Source organism: Pedobacter sp. JY14-1, assembly GCF_029269825.1.
Taxonomy (GTDB): Bacteria; Bacteroidota; Bacteroidia; order Sphingobacteriales; family Sphingobacteriaceae; genus Pedobacter.
The window spans coordinates 295681-312828 of record NZ_JARJHU010000001.1 but is presented as its reverse complement, the minus strand read 5'-3'; the positions used below and the strand labels follow the sequence as shown (position 1 = coordinate 312828).

The following is a 17148-nucleotide window of genomic DNA, read 5'->3' as shown; positions in this document are numbered from 1 at the left end:
TGCAACTACTATGCCTGAATAACAAGAAAAATTACCCGTTTTCAAGAGTAAATACGTGTTTTCAGTGTCCAGATCGACCCGTCAGATTGTCTGAATGGCATCAGGAAATATGACTTTTATTTTAACCCAGGTATTTTAACTAAATTAGGCTTAGTTAACCTGTCCATGATGTTAAAGAGAAAATATTTAGTGGCCTCAATCCTGTTTTGCGGACTTACCGGGACAGCTTTTATGGACCGGTATGTACATGATGAAGTGGAGCAGGAGGGATTCCAGATCGACACCATAGCGGAAAACCTCAGGGTACCTTGGCAGATCGTATTTTTGCCGGACAGGAGTATTTTGTTCACAGAACGCGAGGGAAGGGTAAGGATCATCCGGAATGACCGGTTGATTGCAAAGCCTTTATTGAACCTGAACGATATCGTATTACGAAATAAATCCGGAGCACTCGGGCTCTGCCCGCACCCGGAATTCAGCAAGAACCGGCAGGTCTACCTGGCCAGTAATTACCTGCTGGCCGGGAGCATGAAGTTGCGGATCGTTCGTTATGAGCTGATAAAGGATACTTTATCAAAGCCGTTGGTGATCATCAAAGATATTCCGGCTAACCAGAACCATACCGGTTGTCGTTTGGTATTTGGCCCCGACAAAAAAATATACATTACTACCGGAGATGCAGATCAGCCCATGTTAGCCCAGGACCTGAAAGCATATAACGGTAAAATACTGCGGTTAAATGATGACGGCAGCGTTCCCGGGGACAATCCTTTTGTTAACAATGATACGGCAAGAAAGGAAATCTGGTCATATGGTCACCGTAATCCGCAGGGCATCGCCTTCCAGCCTGGCACCGGATTGCTATATGCTTCAGAACATGGCCCTACTGGGGGAGATGAGATCAATCTCATCAAAAAAGGTGCTAACTACGGCTGGCCGATCGTACACCATGATGATCAGCGGGTGGGCATGGAGTCTCCGCTGGTGCAGTATACACCTTCAATTGGCCCCGGAGAAACGATGTTTTACAACGGCAGCCGGTTTCCTGAATTGAGAAATAAACTATTGGTGGCCTGTTTGCGGGGGGAAGCTGTTTTATGCCTGGATTTAAAAGATGGAAAAATTAGTGAGCAACTGGTATTGCTCAGGAAGCGGTACGGCAGGATCAGGTCGCTGGTTACCGGCCCCGACGGTTACATTTATTTTTCTACATCCATGCATGACCCTGGTGAAGGACATCCGCGCGATGCTCATGACGACATGATCTTAAGGATGCGGCCATCGGGAGCGCTCGCGCTCAGTTCAAAAAAGATAAGTTCAGATATACCTGGAAAAGGTAATCCTCAGATGGATGCAGAGGGAATATTTCAGCAGCTTTGCGCCTCTTGTCATGGAGATAAATTGCAGGGTACCGCAACCGCGAAAGGATTTTTAAATACTAAATTTCTGTATGGCTCAGATAGAAAGTCGATCGTGAACAGTATTACGAAAGGAATTGCAGAAAAAGGTATGCCAGCCTGGAATGGTGCGATCAGCCCGCAGGATATCGGTAAGCTTGCAGATTACATTATGCTGAAATCCCGGAGATAGACGGTTTGCCTTGCTCGCTTCAGTATTGCCCGGCAGGAAAATATACAGTCATTGACTCAGATCAGAGATACATCGCGGCTACTGTGGGTCACTAATCACTCTGAACAAATCTGCAATTGAATTCAGCAACCGGTTCTCAATAGTAATTTCAGAGAGTCTGCTGCTGACCACATTATTTTCCCTGGAATTAATCACGAAAAGTGAACTCTCCCCAAGGGAAAACAAGCGTTCCTCAGAGGTAAGCATCGTTGAATAATCCCGTACAAGTTCAGACGCTGTCTTCTGTTGATCTTCAAGCGTGCGGATTTCTGCCTGTTGCGCAAGGATCTTGTTTTTCAAAGCGACCCGTGTCAGGTCGAGATCAAGTAAACTCTCCTGGATTTTGAGTTTTGCCAGTCGCAGGCCCCCGCGCTCCTTCCTGAGGAACAGTGGAATACTGAAGCTGACGCCCAGCTTATAATCCTCAAACCGGTAATTGTCAAAATATGCCGGCTCGGATAAATAATTATAGCTTAGGTTGATTTTCGGCAGCAATAAGTTTGCCTTATACCTCCTTTCTATCTCCAGAAGGTCGACCTTACCCTGTAAGGTCTGCAATTTAGGATGCTGCTCCACGTGCAGCGGCACCACTGTGGCGTCCGCAAGATTTAAACTTGCTGCGGCGTCTTTCGCCGGATTCTCCTGTGGAACCATATTTTCACCCAGCTCTACCGGTACATCCTCAACCCAGAGATAGTTTGACAATTCGAGGCGGGCCTTGATCAGCTTCAGTTGTGCATCTGCAAGGCTCAGCCGCCGTGTTTTTACAGTTATCCCAGCCTCAACACTGTCAATAGCTGGTTTATCACCTGCCCGAATCAGTTTTATCACCCCGCTATACCTGACCCTGGCATATTCAAGATAAGTCTCGTAGAGTTTTACTTCGTCAAATGCGCGCTTCCAGCCGAAATAGGCAAGAGAAGCAGCATAAATTGCCTCTGTTGCCTGAAGCTTCCGCTCGGCAATACTCATCCGCACCAGTACCTTAGCCGTGCGCAGGTCAGCCATCCGTCTGTTGATCAGCAGGCCCTGAGCAAGGGGAACCGTGATGCCGAGCGAAGCAAGTCCGCCATTTGGCGTGGAATTCTGAGGATTTAAATATTTGCCATTATTGTCGTCAAAGGCAGCCTTAATTTCAATACCGTACCAGGTAGGGATCTTAAAGCTGCTGTTCAGCAAAGAATAATATGCTGTTCCCTTAAATTCCTTTTTGTCATAATCTACCTCAATCTTAGGATCAAAGCCGCCGCGCGCAGACATCAGTTCGGCTTCTGCACGGCTGATCGACAGATTAGCCTGCCGGGTTAGCGGGTGATATTTTTTAACGTAGCCTAAGTACTCCGCAAAGCTCAGCTGTCCGGATAACTGCTCCTGTGCCTTCAAATTGCTCCAGCAGATCACACATAAAACGGTATATATTACGTGTTTCATTTTTCTTTTGCAGTTTCTTTTTCCTGTGAACCCTGGTAGTAGTTAGGCGGGAAGCCGTTCAGTGTACGCCATATCTCAAACCAAACCGGGACGGTTTCTAATAAGGCTATTGTCTGCGCTCCTGCGCCTATGCTCAGCTGCTTTGGCCATGACACATCTTTACTGTCCGGGGCAATAAGTACCCTGTATTTTCCATTGATACTGATGAAGTTCTCGATGGCCACAATCCGGCCACCAAAAGTACCGTATGACATCCCCGGCCATCCTGAAAACACAATAGTTGGCCAACCATCAAACCACACCCTGACCTCATCGCCTTTCTTCAGGAGCGGAAGGTCTATCGGCCGCACGTAAGTTTCCACAGCGATTTCGTAACGTGCAGGCATAATACTCACTACCGGCGTGCCCTCCTTGATCGTTTCGCCAATTCCAGATTGGAGTGCCCGGTTCACATAGCCGCTCTGAGGAGCCTTTATATAATACATGCCGTTCCGGATCTGATAGTTCACATACTGATTTTCCAGTTTATTCAGCTGCGCCTCCGTGTCGTACTGGCTGCTCAGAGCAGTAAATTTGTCGCTACTTGATTTTGCAATCTTTTCACTGTATTCAGCATTGATCCGTCCAATCTCCACCTTTGCATTAATGAGGTCGTTCTGAGCTGCAAGCAGCTTGTTTTCCTGCGTCAGGATTTTTGCCTGAGCATCCTGGAGCTTCAACCGCTTTTCTTCCACATCGGTAAGCGGCTTCAGGCCCTCCTTATTCAGTTGCACCGCCCTGTCAAATTGTGTAGTCGCGATTTTCAGCTGTGTTTTTATTGCTTCCAGGTCCATGCTGTCGCTTTTAATTTTCAGCAGCGCCTGACTTATCTTGTTGTTCGCCTGCTGTATCTTCAGACGCTGCTCATTGGATAAAGCCTTCATCTGACCTTCCAGCGACTGCACCTTACTGTCATACGATTTAAGCGCATTCTTTTTGGCCTCTACCTGGTCCCTGGTGTTGTTTACCAGGTTAGGGTCGAAATAGTCCTCCTTCGTTTCAGAGATAAACAATATCGTATCGCCCTTTTTTACATAATCGCCTTCTTTGACATACCACTTTTCTATCCTTCCGGCAATTGCAGTATGTATCGTCTGGGGTCTTTGGTCTGGTTTCAGCGTAGTCACAGCACCCGTACCTGAAATGTTTTGAGTCCAGGGAAGGAATAAGATCAGTAACCCCAGCAAGCAGAGCCCAAGTATGATCCTGTTCAAAATCTTGTAGTGCGGCTTGTCAGACAGCTGACGTATGGTGTTGAAGTGCTGTAAAGTTTCAAGCCGGGCTTTCTTGTTGTTGGATATATTTAGCATGGCTTACTGTTTTGTGTCGTTCAATATCTTTCCGTTTTCCATCATAATCTGTCTTGTTGCCCTGACCTGCCAGTGCACATTTGCGGAAGAAACGATAACCGTCCAGGGATTTTCCGGCGCGAAAATAAAATCAATCAGTGCGGTGGCGGCTTCCTTATCCATTCGATCGGTAGGGTCCTCAAAGAAAAGGATGGAGGGCCTGTGCACAATACTCCGGGCCAGAAGAATTTTCTGCGCGTTGGACGACGATAGTTGCTTGCCTTCAGGAAATATCTTCGTGTTCAATCCGTCAGGCAGTGATTTGATAAACTGCGTAAGCTGTACCGCATCCAGCGCCCACTTCAGGTCGTCAGACGTTATTGCCGGATCATTGAAAGTGATGTTTTCGAGTATAGTCCCCTCAAATGGAGTCTCACCCTGAATGATCCGGCCAATTTTTGCCCTGTAGGACTCACTGTCTATCTTGATAAAAGTATTGTCGTTCATGGTCAGCGTGCCTGAAGTTGGTTGGAGCAAACCGGAGAGGATGCGGATCAGCGTAGTTTTCCCCACTCCGTTGTTACCCTTAAGCAGAATCTTTTCGCCAGGGGATATGGTAAGTGAAATGTTTTTAAGTGTGTCCTTTTCAGCGCCCGGATAGCGGAACCGTATTGCATCTGCTTTGATGGTTATCGCTGTATCATGAGTGGTCCCCACCGGTTGCGTGTCATCCTCTATGTCCAGGTCAGCTACCTGGCCAATCTTTTCCACAGCAGTAAGTACATCGTAAAAGCTTTCCAGCCCAAGGATAATCTTCTCCACGGAATTGATCACCAAAAGGATGATAATTTCTGCCGCCACGAACTGGCCGATGTTCATCTGCTGGTTCAGCACCAGAAGACCGCCGATCAGTAAAAGGCCCGCAGTCGTGATGATCTTGAATACGATCAGCTGGATAAACTGTCGCCTGATGATCCCGAAATGTTTTTCGCGGTAGTTTAGGTAACCGCCCACGATCTGATCGGTTTTCGACAGGGCAAAATTGAAGTTGAGCTTGGCTCCGAAAGAAGAGTTGTTGCGGGCGATTTCCTGAAGCCAGTCTGCGGCACGGTACTTATATTTCGATTCGGTAAGACTGGTTTCCAGGCCCGGTGCATACGAAAATTTAAAAATCAGGTAAAGCAGTCCTACCAGCAGCAAACCAAAGAGGATAAAGAACGGATGATAAAACGATAACAGGATGATGCCGAAGCAAATCTGCAGAAATGCCGCTGCAAAGTCGATCAGCAGCTTTGATACCCCTTTTTGTATGGTCATGGTATCAAAGAAACGGTTGGCCACCTCCGGCGGATAAAAGTTATTGTACAGCTCGTCAAACCGGATCTTCGGCAGGCGATAAGCAAATTCAAATGAAGAGCGGACGAAGATCTTTTGCTGGAGGTTTTCAGTGATCCGCAACTGCATTAAAGACAACAGGCCCACCAGCGCCACCCCGCCAACCACGATCACTACCAATACGATCCAGGAAACGCTTACCTTGCCGCTTTGAATAAAGTTGATGATCGCCTGAATGCCGAGCGGAAGCGATAAACTGATCAATCCGGCGAACAGCGCATAGAAAAAGATTTGCGAAATGTCTTTCCTGTCAAGCTTGAGCAGGCTGAAAAATCGTTGGGCAGGTGTCATAGTCTGATATTTTGCAGGCAATTCTTTCATTGTTCAAAATTACTGCAATTATAATACCCATACCGTCAATTTGAAACTGTTCTGGTGTTATTAACAGCTCTGCTCACCTGTCAACCTGTTTGACGGGTAAGATAGATCAGCGTGGTCGCCAGCGCTAAGTTCAGCGCCGAACTGTGATGTGTGCGGATATACTCCCTGATTTGTTTAACTGCCCGTGACATATGGGTGTGAATAGTAGCGTTGGAGATGTTGAGTTGTCTGGATATCTCTTCATAACTTTTACCTTCTATCTTGCTAAGCGTAAAAACCGCCCGCTGCTGTTCTGATAAGGTATCAGTCGCCTCTTTAATGGCTTTAAGGGCAAGGTCCTTTGGAAAAGTTTCATCAAGATTGTCTTCCAGATGAAGTTCCCTGATATCCGCAGACCGTTCGATCCTGATTTGCCGGGCAAGATTCCTGTAGTGGTCAGCAATCAGGTTTTTAGCAATCCGGTGCAGATAAGAAATGAACGATCTTTCCGGATCGATCAGGTGCCGCTTGTCCCATACTTTTAAGAACAAGTCCTGCAGCAGCTCCTCTGCAACAATTTCCTGGCCGACCAGATTGAGGATTTTATGATACAGCTGAAGATGATACTGCTTATAGAAATGTTCAAACGCCACGTGGTCGCCTGCTTTTAATTTAGCTAGTAACCTGATTTCTGACAGTTGCTGGTCGGCGCTTCTCATGTCCGGTTGGCTATTATCCTACCTGACCAAGATACAGAATTTTGGAATAAGAAGTTTGTTAAACACGCTTAATGCGTGTCTGAGATAAAAATTTTTAAAATTTTCGGTTTTTTTTGTAGACACTTTTGAAAACCCAGCGTATTTATGATCAGAATCTTGAAAAAGTGAATCAAAATCAACTAAAGGCATTATATGCCAAACTGGTATCCAGGAAAATTTCCGATCAGGAGCTGGATGCACTACTGGATTATTTCGAGGCTGGTGAATCAGGTGAACCCGAGGCGATGATTGCGCAGGAACTGGAGTATGGTGAATTGCCTGAGATTTACCAGCCTTCGGAAGTCTCAGCCGGTCAGCGGGTGTTTGCCAAATTAAAAGCTGAAATTTTTTCAGAGAAGACTGAGTCTCCTCAAAAAGCAAGACTGTGGCCTGTCATTTATGGGGCTGCTGCCATTGCGATGGTCGTGTTTGGTGCAGGGCTGTTTTATTTTAAGCAGAACGGTAAGGAGATAACCGAGAGTGCATCCATCGTCAGTCACGATGTGGCACCTGGTAAACCTGGCGCTACGCTCACTTTATCCAATGGAAAGCAGATCCGGCTTGGAGGTGCTGCAAATGGTCAGCTTGCCATACAGGCTGGTGTCAAAGTCAGTAAATTGGCAAACGGGCAACTGGTTTACGAACTAAGGCCATCAGCAGATACAAGAACGGATTTGCAGGCAGTAAATATGCTGTCGACTTTAAAAGGGGAAACGTACCAGCTGCGATTGCCCGACGGCTCACAGGTTTGGCTGAACGCAGCCTCAAGTTTAACCTATGCCGCTAACCTCATCGAAGGTGGTGTACGAAGCGTGAAGTTAAGCGGAGAGGCCTATTTTGAGATCACAAAAGACAAGCACCACCCATTCGTAGTCGAAAGCCCGGGGCAACAGGTAAAGGTCCTGGGCACCCGCTTTAACATCAGCAGTTACCCGGATGAACCAAGCATAAAAACTACGTTACTCGAGGGTTCAGTTCAATTGAACGGTCAAACCGTATTGAAACCTGGCGAACAGGCTACCATATTAGCGGCCGGTAAAATGAGTGTCAGTCATGTGGATGTTGACGAAGCGGTGGCCTGGAAAAATGGCAAGTTCATGTTCCTGGACGAAAATATTGAAGATATCATGCGCAAATTGGCACGCTGGTACAATGTGGAGGTGACTTATGAAGGTACTCCGCCAACCAAAACCTTTACGGCCTCGATCAGCCGATTTGATCATATCAGCAAAATACTGGACAAATTGTCCTACACGAATAATGTACACTTTAAGATGGAAGGAAGGAGGGTTACGGTTATGAAATAGTGCTGCTGTGCTGACCGGAGCCATACTAAAAAGTAAGCGAGAGTGCTTCGACCTACTCTCGCTTCTATGTCTGGTGTCCGGCTGAATTTATTTTCGAATTGACATCAACTTTAAACCAAACACTCAAACTTAATGATAATTAATGGAAAATCTCTGGGCGGGCACCTCACGGCCGTGCCCAGGCAAATACTGCGCGTGATGAAACTAACCATGCTACTGATGATCGTTTGCCTGTTACAAGTCAGTGCAGCCACCAAAGCCCAGGTCTATTTGTACGCCAAGGGCGCGCCACTTCAGGCCGTACTTAAATCGGTGAGCAAACAAAGTGGCTATGACTTTCTGTACACCACCGCCGACTTAAAAAAATTGAAAACGGGCATCATCAATTTAAAGAACGCTTCGATAGAAGCCGCACTGAAGGCTTGCTTCAAGGGACAGCCCCTCGAGTATGAAATCGCCGATAAAACGGTAACCGTCAAATTGAAGGAAAAGTCGCTGGCAGATAAGTTGATCGATTTTTTTCAGGCAATAGAGGTGACCGGAACAGTAAAAGACGAGCAGGGCAGGCCCCTGGCTGGTGCAACGGTAAAGGTGAAAGATGGCACCTCGACAACAACAACGGATGAATTTGGCGGATTCCGGTTGGCCCAGGTTGATCCTGAAGCCACAATAGTGATCAGTTTTATTGGTTTCCAGTCTGTTGAAATGATTGCTTCGGAGGTTAAGGGAACCATCACTATGCTTGCTGTAAATAACGCTTTAAATGAAGTTACTGTAACCACCGGTTATCAAAGTTTATTGAAAGAGCGGGCTCCGGGCGCTTATGATCAGATAGGACGTGATGTACTGAACAACCGGCCGGTATCAAATCCTTCTACAGCATTGCAGGGCTTGGTGGCCGGCATGCAAAGCAAGGAAAATGCCGATGGTTCAGTATCATTTCTGATCAGGGGAAGCAGTTCGATTTACGCTGACCGGTCTCCATTGGTCGTCGTAGACGGATTTCCCGTAGCCAAAAACGATTTTTCGACCATTAACCCGAATGATATCGAATCTGTGACCGTACTAAAAGATGCTGCAGCTGCGTCGATTTGGGGTGCACGTGCTGCAAACGGCGTCATTGTTATCGTCACCAAAAAATCAAACGGCGGAAAATCAGGGCTGAATATCAGTGCAAATGCTTTTACACGCATCTCACAACTTACAGACTTAAACCAATTGGTGCCACAGGCGACATCTGCCGAGCAAATCAATCTCGAGCGTACAGCCTTCCTGAACAGGTGGGTATTCAGAGAAACAGCCGGTTCCTTTCCCAACGACCTGACCAAACCCCTGACACTGGGCCAGGAATTGCTTTACGCCAATAAGAATGGTACGCTAAGCACTGCAGCGATGAATGCAGGCTTGGATAGTTTGAGCAGGATAAATAACCACGGTCAAATCGCAGACCTGTTATTGCGCAGGGCTGTACTGAGCCAGTATAATGTCGATTTTTCAATGATAGGTGAAAAGTCAAGATCCTATGCTTCACTCTTATTTGAAGATAACAAAACGCGTTATCAAGGTACAGATTACCATCGTTACGGTATGAATTTCAGTAATGAATATAAGCTTGCAAATTTTCTGACCATGAATTTTGGCTTGTATCTTCAATATAAGGAACAGAACAACAGTGGTGCGACACCCGCAGAGTTGAAAAGCCTTTCACCTTACGAAACACTGTTGAAACCGGACGGAAGCTACGCAGTCAATCTGAATACCTACAACAGAGCAGTTTTATCCCAATTGCCTTTAGCCGACTTTCCATACGAAGATTTAAGTTATAACTTATTGCGGGAGGTCCGGGGCCGGAGGTTCAGTACTCAGGATTATAATGCCAGGATACAGGCTGGGTTCAACATTCGTATCATTCCTGGGTTAAACCTGAATACCAAATTACAGTATGAGCGTGGCAAGACAGAAACTGACAATTACAACAGTGACGATACCTTTTATGCGAGGAACCTGGTAAACCAAAATGTAGAGTATTTTTCAGATACAGAGACGGTCGGGAGACAATTCCTACCCAAAGGCGGTATCAGTCAGAACAACATTGCAAATTCAGCCAGTTATGTATTCCGTAATCAGCTGACCTTTGTAAAAGATTTTGGCAGCAGGCACAGCATCAATGCGATAGGCGGTATGGAAATTTCGCAATACCGGACCGATACCCGGGCCAATCCCTGGTTGTTTGGCTATTATCCGGAGAAATTGCAGACGAGGGTACCCCAATACGGCTATGGAAGCGCAGCGGAACAGTTTGTCGGTCTTGACGGTTGGGAAACAACCTTGCCCGGCGGTTCGACGGTGCTTGGTTACGGATTGGAACGCTACGTATCCTACTACGGCAATGCAGCTTATACCTATGACCGTAAATACACCATTTCCGGAAGCATCCGGACCGACGCTTCCAATTACATCACCCGCATACCCTCTCTGAGATGGGCCCCGTTATGGTCAGTAGGTGGCTTATGGAACATCAAGGGAGAGCGTTTCGCGGAAAATATTGGCTGGTTAGACCGTTTGAGCCTGCGTGTAACCCATGGCCGTAATGGTAATGTCGAAAGAACTACCTCAACCAATACCTTGCTAACCGTCTCCACAGTTCCCAGCTCCACTACCGGTACCATAACAGCATTCATAGCTGACAACGGCAACCCTACGTTGCGATGGGAAAAAACGACTACCACCAACATCGGAATAGACCATGTCTTGTTAAAAGGAAAACTTTACGGTAAAATAGACTTGTACAACAAAACAGGCAAAGACATTACCGGTTTTATTGCGTTGCCCGGTGCAACCGGCACCACCAGTCAGAAATTCAATAACGCAGGTATAACTAACCGGGGTATTGAAGTGGAATTGGGAACGCAAGTAAAATTACCCGGCATACCCGTTACCTATAACACCTCACTCAACTATGCCTATAATAAGAATGTAGTTAATAATTTATATTATCCTTCCCTGACCGCTGCACAAATGCTGGACATTCCCAACGCAGTCGTAGAGGGACAGCCTATTAATCCGGTATATTCATTCACTTACGCAGGTACCATATCAGGGGTGCCACAGGTGGCGGGACCGAACGGCCAGCCGAGCACATTCAATAACGTAGCGCTTCTTAATGGTTTGGGTGCGCAGTTCCTGAATTATGAAGGCACTGCAATTCCGCCGCATACTGCTGGCTGGTACAGCACATTCGGCTATCGTAATTTAAGCTTATCCGTACTGTTCATCGGCAAATTCGGCGGGGTGTACCGGAACGATACCTATAACTATAATTTTGCCTATGTAGGCTCAAGGAAGACCATTGCCAATAAATACATATCCGATGTCTATGCCGGCCGCACCGACATCCCCCCGTTTCCAAACCCCAATGAAAGTAATCTATACTTGTGGGACCGTTATGTCCCTTACCTGAGCGGCCTGGTTGAAAGTTCATCCTACATCGAATGTAAAGAGGTGATGCTTAACTATAACTTGCCCGCATCGATAGCGGACAAGGCCCGGCTCCGCAATGTCGAAGTTTTTGCTCAGTTAAGGGACCTCGGATTGGTTTGGGCGGCCAACAATAAGCGCTATAACCCAGACTGGTTACCGGGTACCGATCGTCCGCTGGGCACTTGCACATTTGGAATCAACTTTGGGTTTTAATCTTAAAAGCAAAAACTAATGAAAAAACTAAATACCATCATATTGATCCTCGCGGCCATTTCGCTAGGTTCATGCAAAAAGTACCTGGACAAGCCCAATAAGATACAAACCGATATAGAAACGGTAGATCAGTTACGGGCCTTATTAGACAATGTGATCGGTGAGGAAGGAGACACCTACAGTTTCAACCCGCCGGTTGCGTTCGGGTACGAGGGCCACAACGCCACCGCGACCTATTCAACAGACGATACTGAAATTTCGACCGATTTTTATAAAGCCAATCCCAACGCAGTGCTGCTTGCGAATCTATACTATTATGTATTTGATGTTGACAATATTGTTGGTGCATCGACGGATCCGTTATGGAACAATGAGTTCAGGAAAATATTCAATGCCAACGTCGTTCTTGCAAACATTGACAACGTCAGGGGAGATGAGGTCATCAGGAAACAGGTTAAGGCAGATGCCTATTTTATCAGAGCTTACAGTTACTGGACCTTAGTTAATTATTATTGTCTGCCTTACTCAGAAGCAAATCTGCAATCAAAGGGTTTGCCTTTGAAAAGGACAACTGACTATGCAGAATCTCTGCAACGAGCTAACCTAAGGGACACCTACAGTTTTATTTTGGAGGATATCAGGCAAGCACAATCTCTTGTCAACTATCAGGATGTGCCGGCTACGTTCAGGTGGAGGGTGAGCAAACCCGCTATAGATGCCTTTTTGAGCAGGTATTATTTGTTTACCGGGGAATATGCTAAATCTGTTGACCATTCCAACAGCGCACTGATCTCGCAGACAGCGAAACTTGTCGATTTTAACACCATTCCTCCAGGCAATTCCGCCAATTATTCCAACCCCTCGGCTATCCTAAGGTATTCGGCGCTAAATGATTATGGGCCAACTACCTATTTCGCCTGGGATGAGTTTTTTTACACACGTTTCACCACCGCCACTTCCCAGTGGTTTATTCCCAGTACCAGCTTACTGGCACTATACGATCGTAACGAAGACCTGCGTTACCGGTTGCTGATGATTGAAAATGGTGGACGAAGAGCCAATGTCATCACTCCGGCGCAATACAGGTATACGTACTTCGACGACGGGAGTTATCTGCCTGCCGGACCCACGGTAGCAGAAGTGTTGCTGAATAAAGCCGAGGCTCTGGCCCGTAAGGGAGATGTCGCTGATGCGTTAAATGCCGCCAATACTTTACGTGCCAAAAGGCTGAAGACCTATACTGCGCTTACAGCCGGAAGCGCAGAAGAGGCGCTCACTCAGGTATTAAGGGAGCGCCGCCGCGAACTGCCATTCAGTTTTCGATGGTTTGACATCCGCCGGTTCAGCGTCAATGAAACACCTGGCGATGACGTGACCATTACCCGGACCTTTTTTAAGGTAGGCACAGGTTCTGTTGATCTAAACACAGTTCAAACGTACACCTTGCCGGTTAAAAGTCTGCGATATGCCATCCCCATAAACGGTGTTGAAATCTCTGCAGGCCGTGGACAGATTGAGCAAAACAACTATTAATCATTGTTATCAAAATATAAATGATTGTGATAAAAATCATATACCGGGCAGCCATTATTGCTGCATTAGTAAGTGCGCAGCTTACGCATATTTCTGCGCAATCCAAACGAACAGGCGTCAATGCCAAACCGTCGCTGGCAAAACTGAAAAATGATGTCGTCAACCATCCTGACGACATCAATGCCATCCAGATTTACTACGATGCATTCCTGGAGGCCAATCCAGGAAGCGAAAAACAGTTGAAACTACAGATGCAAACCTGGGTAAAGCAGTTTCCATCAAACCCGTATTTTCCTGTATACCTTAAGCGCGCTGCTAAATTGGCCGCCCGTACGAATGACAAGAATGTGCTCGGTCGTTTGAAAGCGGCCGTTGAAGCTGCACCAGACAGCATGAGCAGGCACGTGGCTTATATAGAAGCCATTGGCCCGGACAATCCTGATATAGCCGCCCGGTATGATGATTTGATGAAAGCATTTCCGGAAAATGCAAACATACCGTTTGCACTTGCGAAGGCCTATATTGAAAAGGAAAGCCCTAAAGCGAAGCCTTACCTGTTGAAAGCAGTGCAAGCCGACCCTCAGTTCGCGCTGGCCTGGTATAACCTGTGGGTCGATGCTCAGCGCTGGGGGCGTTTTGAGGAAGGGTGGGAATATATAAAGAAGGCCATTGCTGCAGACCCTAAAAATCCTTTATATCAGTACAGGTATGCCACATCATTCATGGGGCTGGACCAGGAAAAATTCACCGCATTAAGTTTCAAGCTTGCAGAGGATTTTCCAGAGTCTGAATACGCGGTCAGAGCATTAGGTTATCTGGCCAGCCAGTCTGCAAGCGCCGAGGATGTCATAAAATGTTATCAGATGCTTCACGACAATTTTCCGGCAGAAAAAGTTGGATTCTACATGAGTTCTTATTTTGATGCCCTCTTGCCAACAGATTCTCAGAAAGCCAGAGCCCTTGCCGTTGAAATGAAAGCCAGCAAGTTCGCTGAAGATGATAACTGGACTGAACTTTTAGCCCAGGCCAATCTTTATATCCAGGGAAAGGAATTGCTCGATAAGCGTCAGCCTGCACAGGCACTCACTGTTTTAAACAAGATAAAACTGCCGAAGTATTCACGATTTGTGCGGGAAAATCTTTTGTTCTTAAAAGCGGAAGCAACTGATCAAACAGGTGATCACGCTTCAGCTTACGGACTATTGATGAAGGTGTTCTCAGCTGATCCCTCGCCGGCGCTGCAAACCGCATTATATAGCTACGGTTCTAAATTGGGTAAAGATCAGGCTGCGGTAAAAGCAGACATCTACCAGCATCTTTTAATGAAAGCCAAGCCGGCAACACCATTCAGTCTGAGAAAATACATTGGCGAAGGGAATGCGTCGTTATCCGATTACAAGGGAAAAATATTACTCTTAACTTATTGGTTTCCGGGATGTGGTCCATGCCGGGCCGAGATGCCTTTTTTTGAAAATGTGGTTAAGCAGTACCAAAATACACAGCTGGCTTACGTAGGGATCAATATTGTCGCCGAGCAAGATGACTATGTCATTCCTTTTCACAACTCAAGTGGTTTCAGCTTTACGCCGTTGGCCGAGGTTAAAGGAAGGGATAAAGGCAATCTCGAAAATTATGGAACCGCACCGACAAATTTCTTGATTGATCAGACCGGACGCATCGTTTTCAGTGATTTTATGATTGGCGCAGAAAATCAATCCCACCTTAAGATGATGATCGACCTGCTATTAGATGCACCGACTGGATTTTTCGGCGGAAAATCCTGAATCCGCACAGCCGCGGTTAAGGGTTGACAAATTCATCGTTGCATATGTTCAAGGTAAACCTTAATTTTGTCATTTACAGAAGCCTCTGATGGGAATCAGGGGCTTTTTATTTAATTCCGGATAATTTTAACAATACATATTGTGATTAATGTAAATAACATTTCGGTTTCCTTTGGCGGAACTACCTTGTTCAGCGATGTTACCTTCTCAATCAACGAAAACGATAAGATCGCGCTGATGGGCAAGAACGGCGCAGGCAAGTCAACCCTTCTTAAGATCATCGCCGACGTTGCCAAACCGACGTCCGGCAACGTCACCGGTCCGAAGGACGCCGTGGTCGCTTATCTGCCGCAGCATTTGCTGACACAGGATAAAGTGACCGTTTTTGAGGAAACCATGAAGGCTTTCGAAGAAGTCAATCTGATGAAAAAGGAGCTGGATGAGCTTAACGAGCAACTCACCATCCGGACAGATTACGATAGTGACGACTACATGAAGCTGATAGAACGGGTATCAGAATTAAGTGAGAAATTCTATTCGATAGAAGAGGTCAATTATGATGCGGAAGTGGAAAAGGTGCTGAAGGGGCTGGGTTTTGTGCGGAGCGATTTCAATCGCCAGACTTCTGAGTTTTCAGGCGGATGGCGTATGCGCATTGAGCTGGCCAAGATCCTGTTAAAGAATCCGGATCTTATTTTGTTGGATGAGCCGACGAACCACATGGATATCGAGAGCATCCAATGGCTGGAAGATTTTCTGATCAACTCGGCTAAGGCCGTTATGGTAATCTCGCACGACCGCGCTTTTGTAGATAATATTACCAACCGTACGATTGAGGTGACCATGGGAAGAATATATGACTACAAGGCCAAATACAGTCATTATCTTCAGTTACGTGCCGAGCGGCGCGTGCACCAGCTGAAAGCTTACGAGGAACAGCAGCGCTTCATCGCCGATAACCAGGAATTTATTGACCGGTTCAGGGGAACTTATTCCAAAACCTTACAGGTGCAATCGCGGGTAAAAATGCTTGAGAAGCTTGAAATTATCGAGATTGACGAGGTCGATACTTCGGCGCTGAGACTGAAGTTTCCGCCATCACCACGTTCGGGGCAATACCCGGTAATGGTTGAAGACCTCACCAAGCGGTACGGCGAGCATACGGTTTTTGAAAAAGCATCAATGGTAATCGAGCGGGGAGAGAAAGTGGCTTTCGTTGGTAAAAACGGCGAAGGTAAGTCAACCATGATCAAAGCGATCATGGGTGAGATTGATTTTGAAGGAAGCCTGAAAGTAGGCCATAATGCCAGGATCGGGTATTTTGCCCAGAACCAGGCCGCATTGCTTGACGAGAACCTCACCGTATTTGAGACGATAGATCAAATTCCGTTAAGCGACGGTACGATCAAGATTAAAGACCTTCTGGGCGCATTTATGTTCAGCGGCGACGATACAACCAAGAAAGTTAAGGTGCTTTCCGGTGGCGAGCGGACCCGTCTGGCCATGATCAAATTGCTGCTGGAACCGGTAAACGTACTCATCCTCGATGAGCCCACAAACCACCTGGATATGAAAACTAAAGACATTATCAAGGATGCGCTTAGAGATTTCGATGGCACCCTGATCCTTGTGTCCCATGACAGGGACTTTTTAGACGGGCTGGTGACGAAGGTATTCGAATTTGGCAATAAGCGCGTCAGGGAACACTTCGAAGACATCAAAGGCTTTCTGGCCTACAAGAAAATGGATAGTCTGAAGGAAATCGAACAGCGATAGCCGGAAATATAGTGTCAAAGTCTTACCAGTGAAACCAGTGCCAGGCCTCAATGATCGTCATGCGGCAGGCAAGGTTATATAAGGACTAAAAAATCACGTAATTTTTTGTATCTTTGTTGGACATGATCTAGCTGGAGCAGCTTCTCCTTTTTTAGTCTTCGCACTTACAGCTCCAAATTTCAGCAAATTGCTTCATGTATAACAAAGCCATACA

At 46.5% G+C, this 17148-nt stretch carries 10 protein-coding genes; 6 read left to right on the top strand and 4 right to left on the bottom strand.

Annotated features, from left to right (window positions below; translation table 11 throughout):
- Nucleotides 1-168: 168 nt before the first annotated feature.
- Nucleotides 169-1590, top strand: a complete 1422-nt coding sequence (locus P2W84_RS01325) for a PQQ-dependent sugar dehydrogenase (RefSeq protein WP_276088293.1) — start codon at nucleotides 169-171, stop codon at nucleotides 1588-1590.
- Nucleotides 1591-1668: 78 nt separating this feature from the next.
- On the opposite strand, the gene P2W84_RS01320 is transcribed toward P2W84_RS01325, so the two are convergent.
- The 4 genes from P2W84_RS01320 to P2W84_RS01305 form a co-directional block, all read right to left on the bottom strand.
- Complete coding sequence (locus tag P2W84_RS01320; RefSeq protein ID WP_276088292.1) at nucleotides 1669-3060, bottom strand: TolC family protein; 1392 nt, start codon at nucleotides 3058-3060, stop codon at nucleotides 1669-1671.
- Entirely contained in the window at nucleotides 3057-4409 is a 1353-nt protein-coding gene (locus tag P2W84_RS01315) for a biotin/lipoyl-binding protein (protein WP_276088291.1), read from the bottom strand. Before P2W84_RS01315 ends, P2W84_RS01320 begins: the two co-directional genes overlap by 4 nt.
- A 3-nt stretch (nucleotides 4410-4412) precedes the next feature.
- Entirely contained in the window at nucleotides 4413-6074 is a 1662-nt protein-coding gene (locus P2W84_RS01310) for an ATP-binding cassette domain-containing protein (RefSeq protein ID WP_276088290.1), read from the bottom strand.
- Nucleotides 6075-6184: 110 nt separating this feature from the next.
- Nucleotides 6185-6802: a sigma-70 family RNA polymerase sigma factor gene (locus tag P2W84_RS01305; protein ID WP_276088289.1), complete on the bottom strand. Its 618-nt coding sequence runs from the start codon at nucleotides 6800-6802 to the stop codon at nucleotides 6185-6187.
- 164 nt (nucleotides 6803-6966) lie between these two features.
- Between P2W84_RS01305 and P2W84_RS01300 the strand changes: the two genes are divergently transcribed.
- From P2W84_RS01300 to P2W84_RS01280, 5 genes are all read left to right on the top strand, one after another.
- Nucleotides 6967-8148 carry a FecR family protein gene (locus tag P2W84_RS01300; RefSeq protein WP_276088288.1) on the top strand — a complete coding sequence of 394 codons (1182 nt, stop codon included), beginning with the start codon at nucleotides 6967-6969 and terminating at the stop codon, nucleotides 8146-8148.
- Nucleotides 8149-8280: 132 nt separating this feature from the next.
- Nucleotides 8281-11841 carry a SusC/RagA family TonB-linked outer membrane protein gene (locus P2W84_RS01295; RefSeq protein WP_276088287.1) on the top strand — a complete coding sequence of 1187 codons (3561 nt, stop codon included), beginning with the start codon at nucleotides 8281-8283 and terminating at the stop codon, nucleotides 11839-11841.
- Between the two features lie 18 nt (nucleotides 11842-11859).
- The gene (locus P2W84_RS01290) at nucleotides 11860-13374 is read left to right on the top strand and encodes a RagB/SusD family nutrient uptake outer membrane protein (RefSeq protein ID WP_276088286.1); all 1515 of its coding nucleotides are present in this window, start codon (nucleotides 11860-11862) and stop codon (nucleotides 13372-13374) included.
- A gap of 26 nt (nucleotides 13375-13400) precedes the next feature.
- Complete coding sequence (locus P2W84_RS01285; protein ID WP_276088285.1) at nucleotides 13401-15158, top strand: redoxin domain-containing protein; 1758 nt, start codon at nucleotides 13401-13403, stop codon at nucleotides 15156-15158.
- Between the two features lie 141 nt (nucleotides 15159-15299).
- Entirely contained in the window at nucleotides 15300-16934 is a 1635-nt protein-coding gene (locus P2W84_RS01280) for an ABC-F family ATP-binding cassette domain-containing protein (protein WP_276088284.1), read from the top strand.
- The last annotated feature ends 214 nt before the right edge of the window (nucleotides 16935-17148 follow it).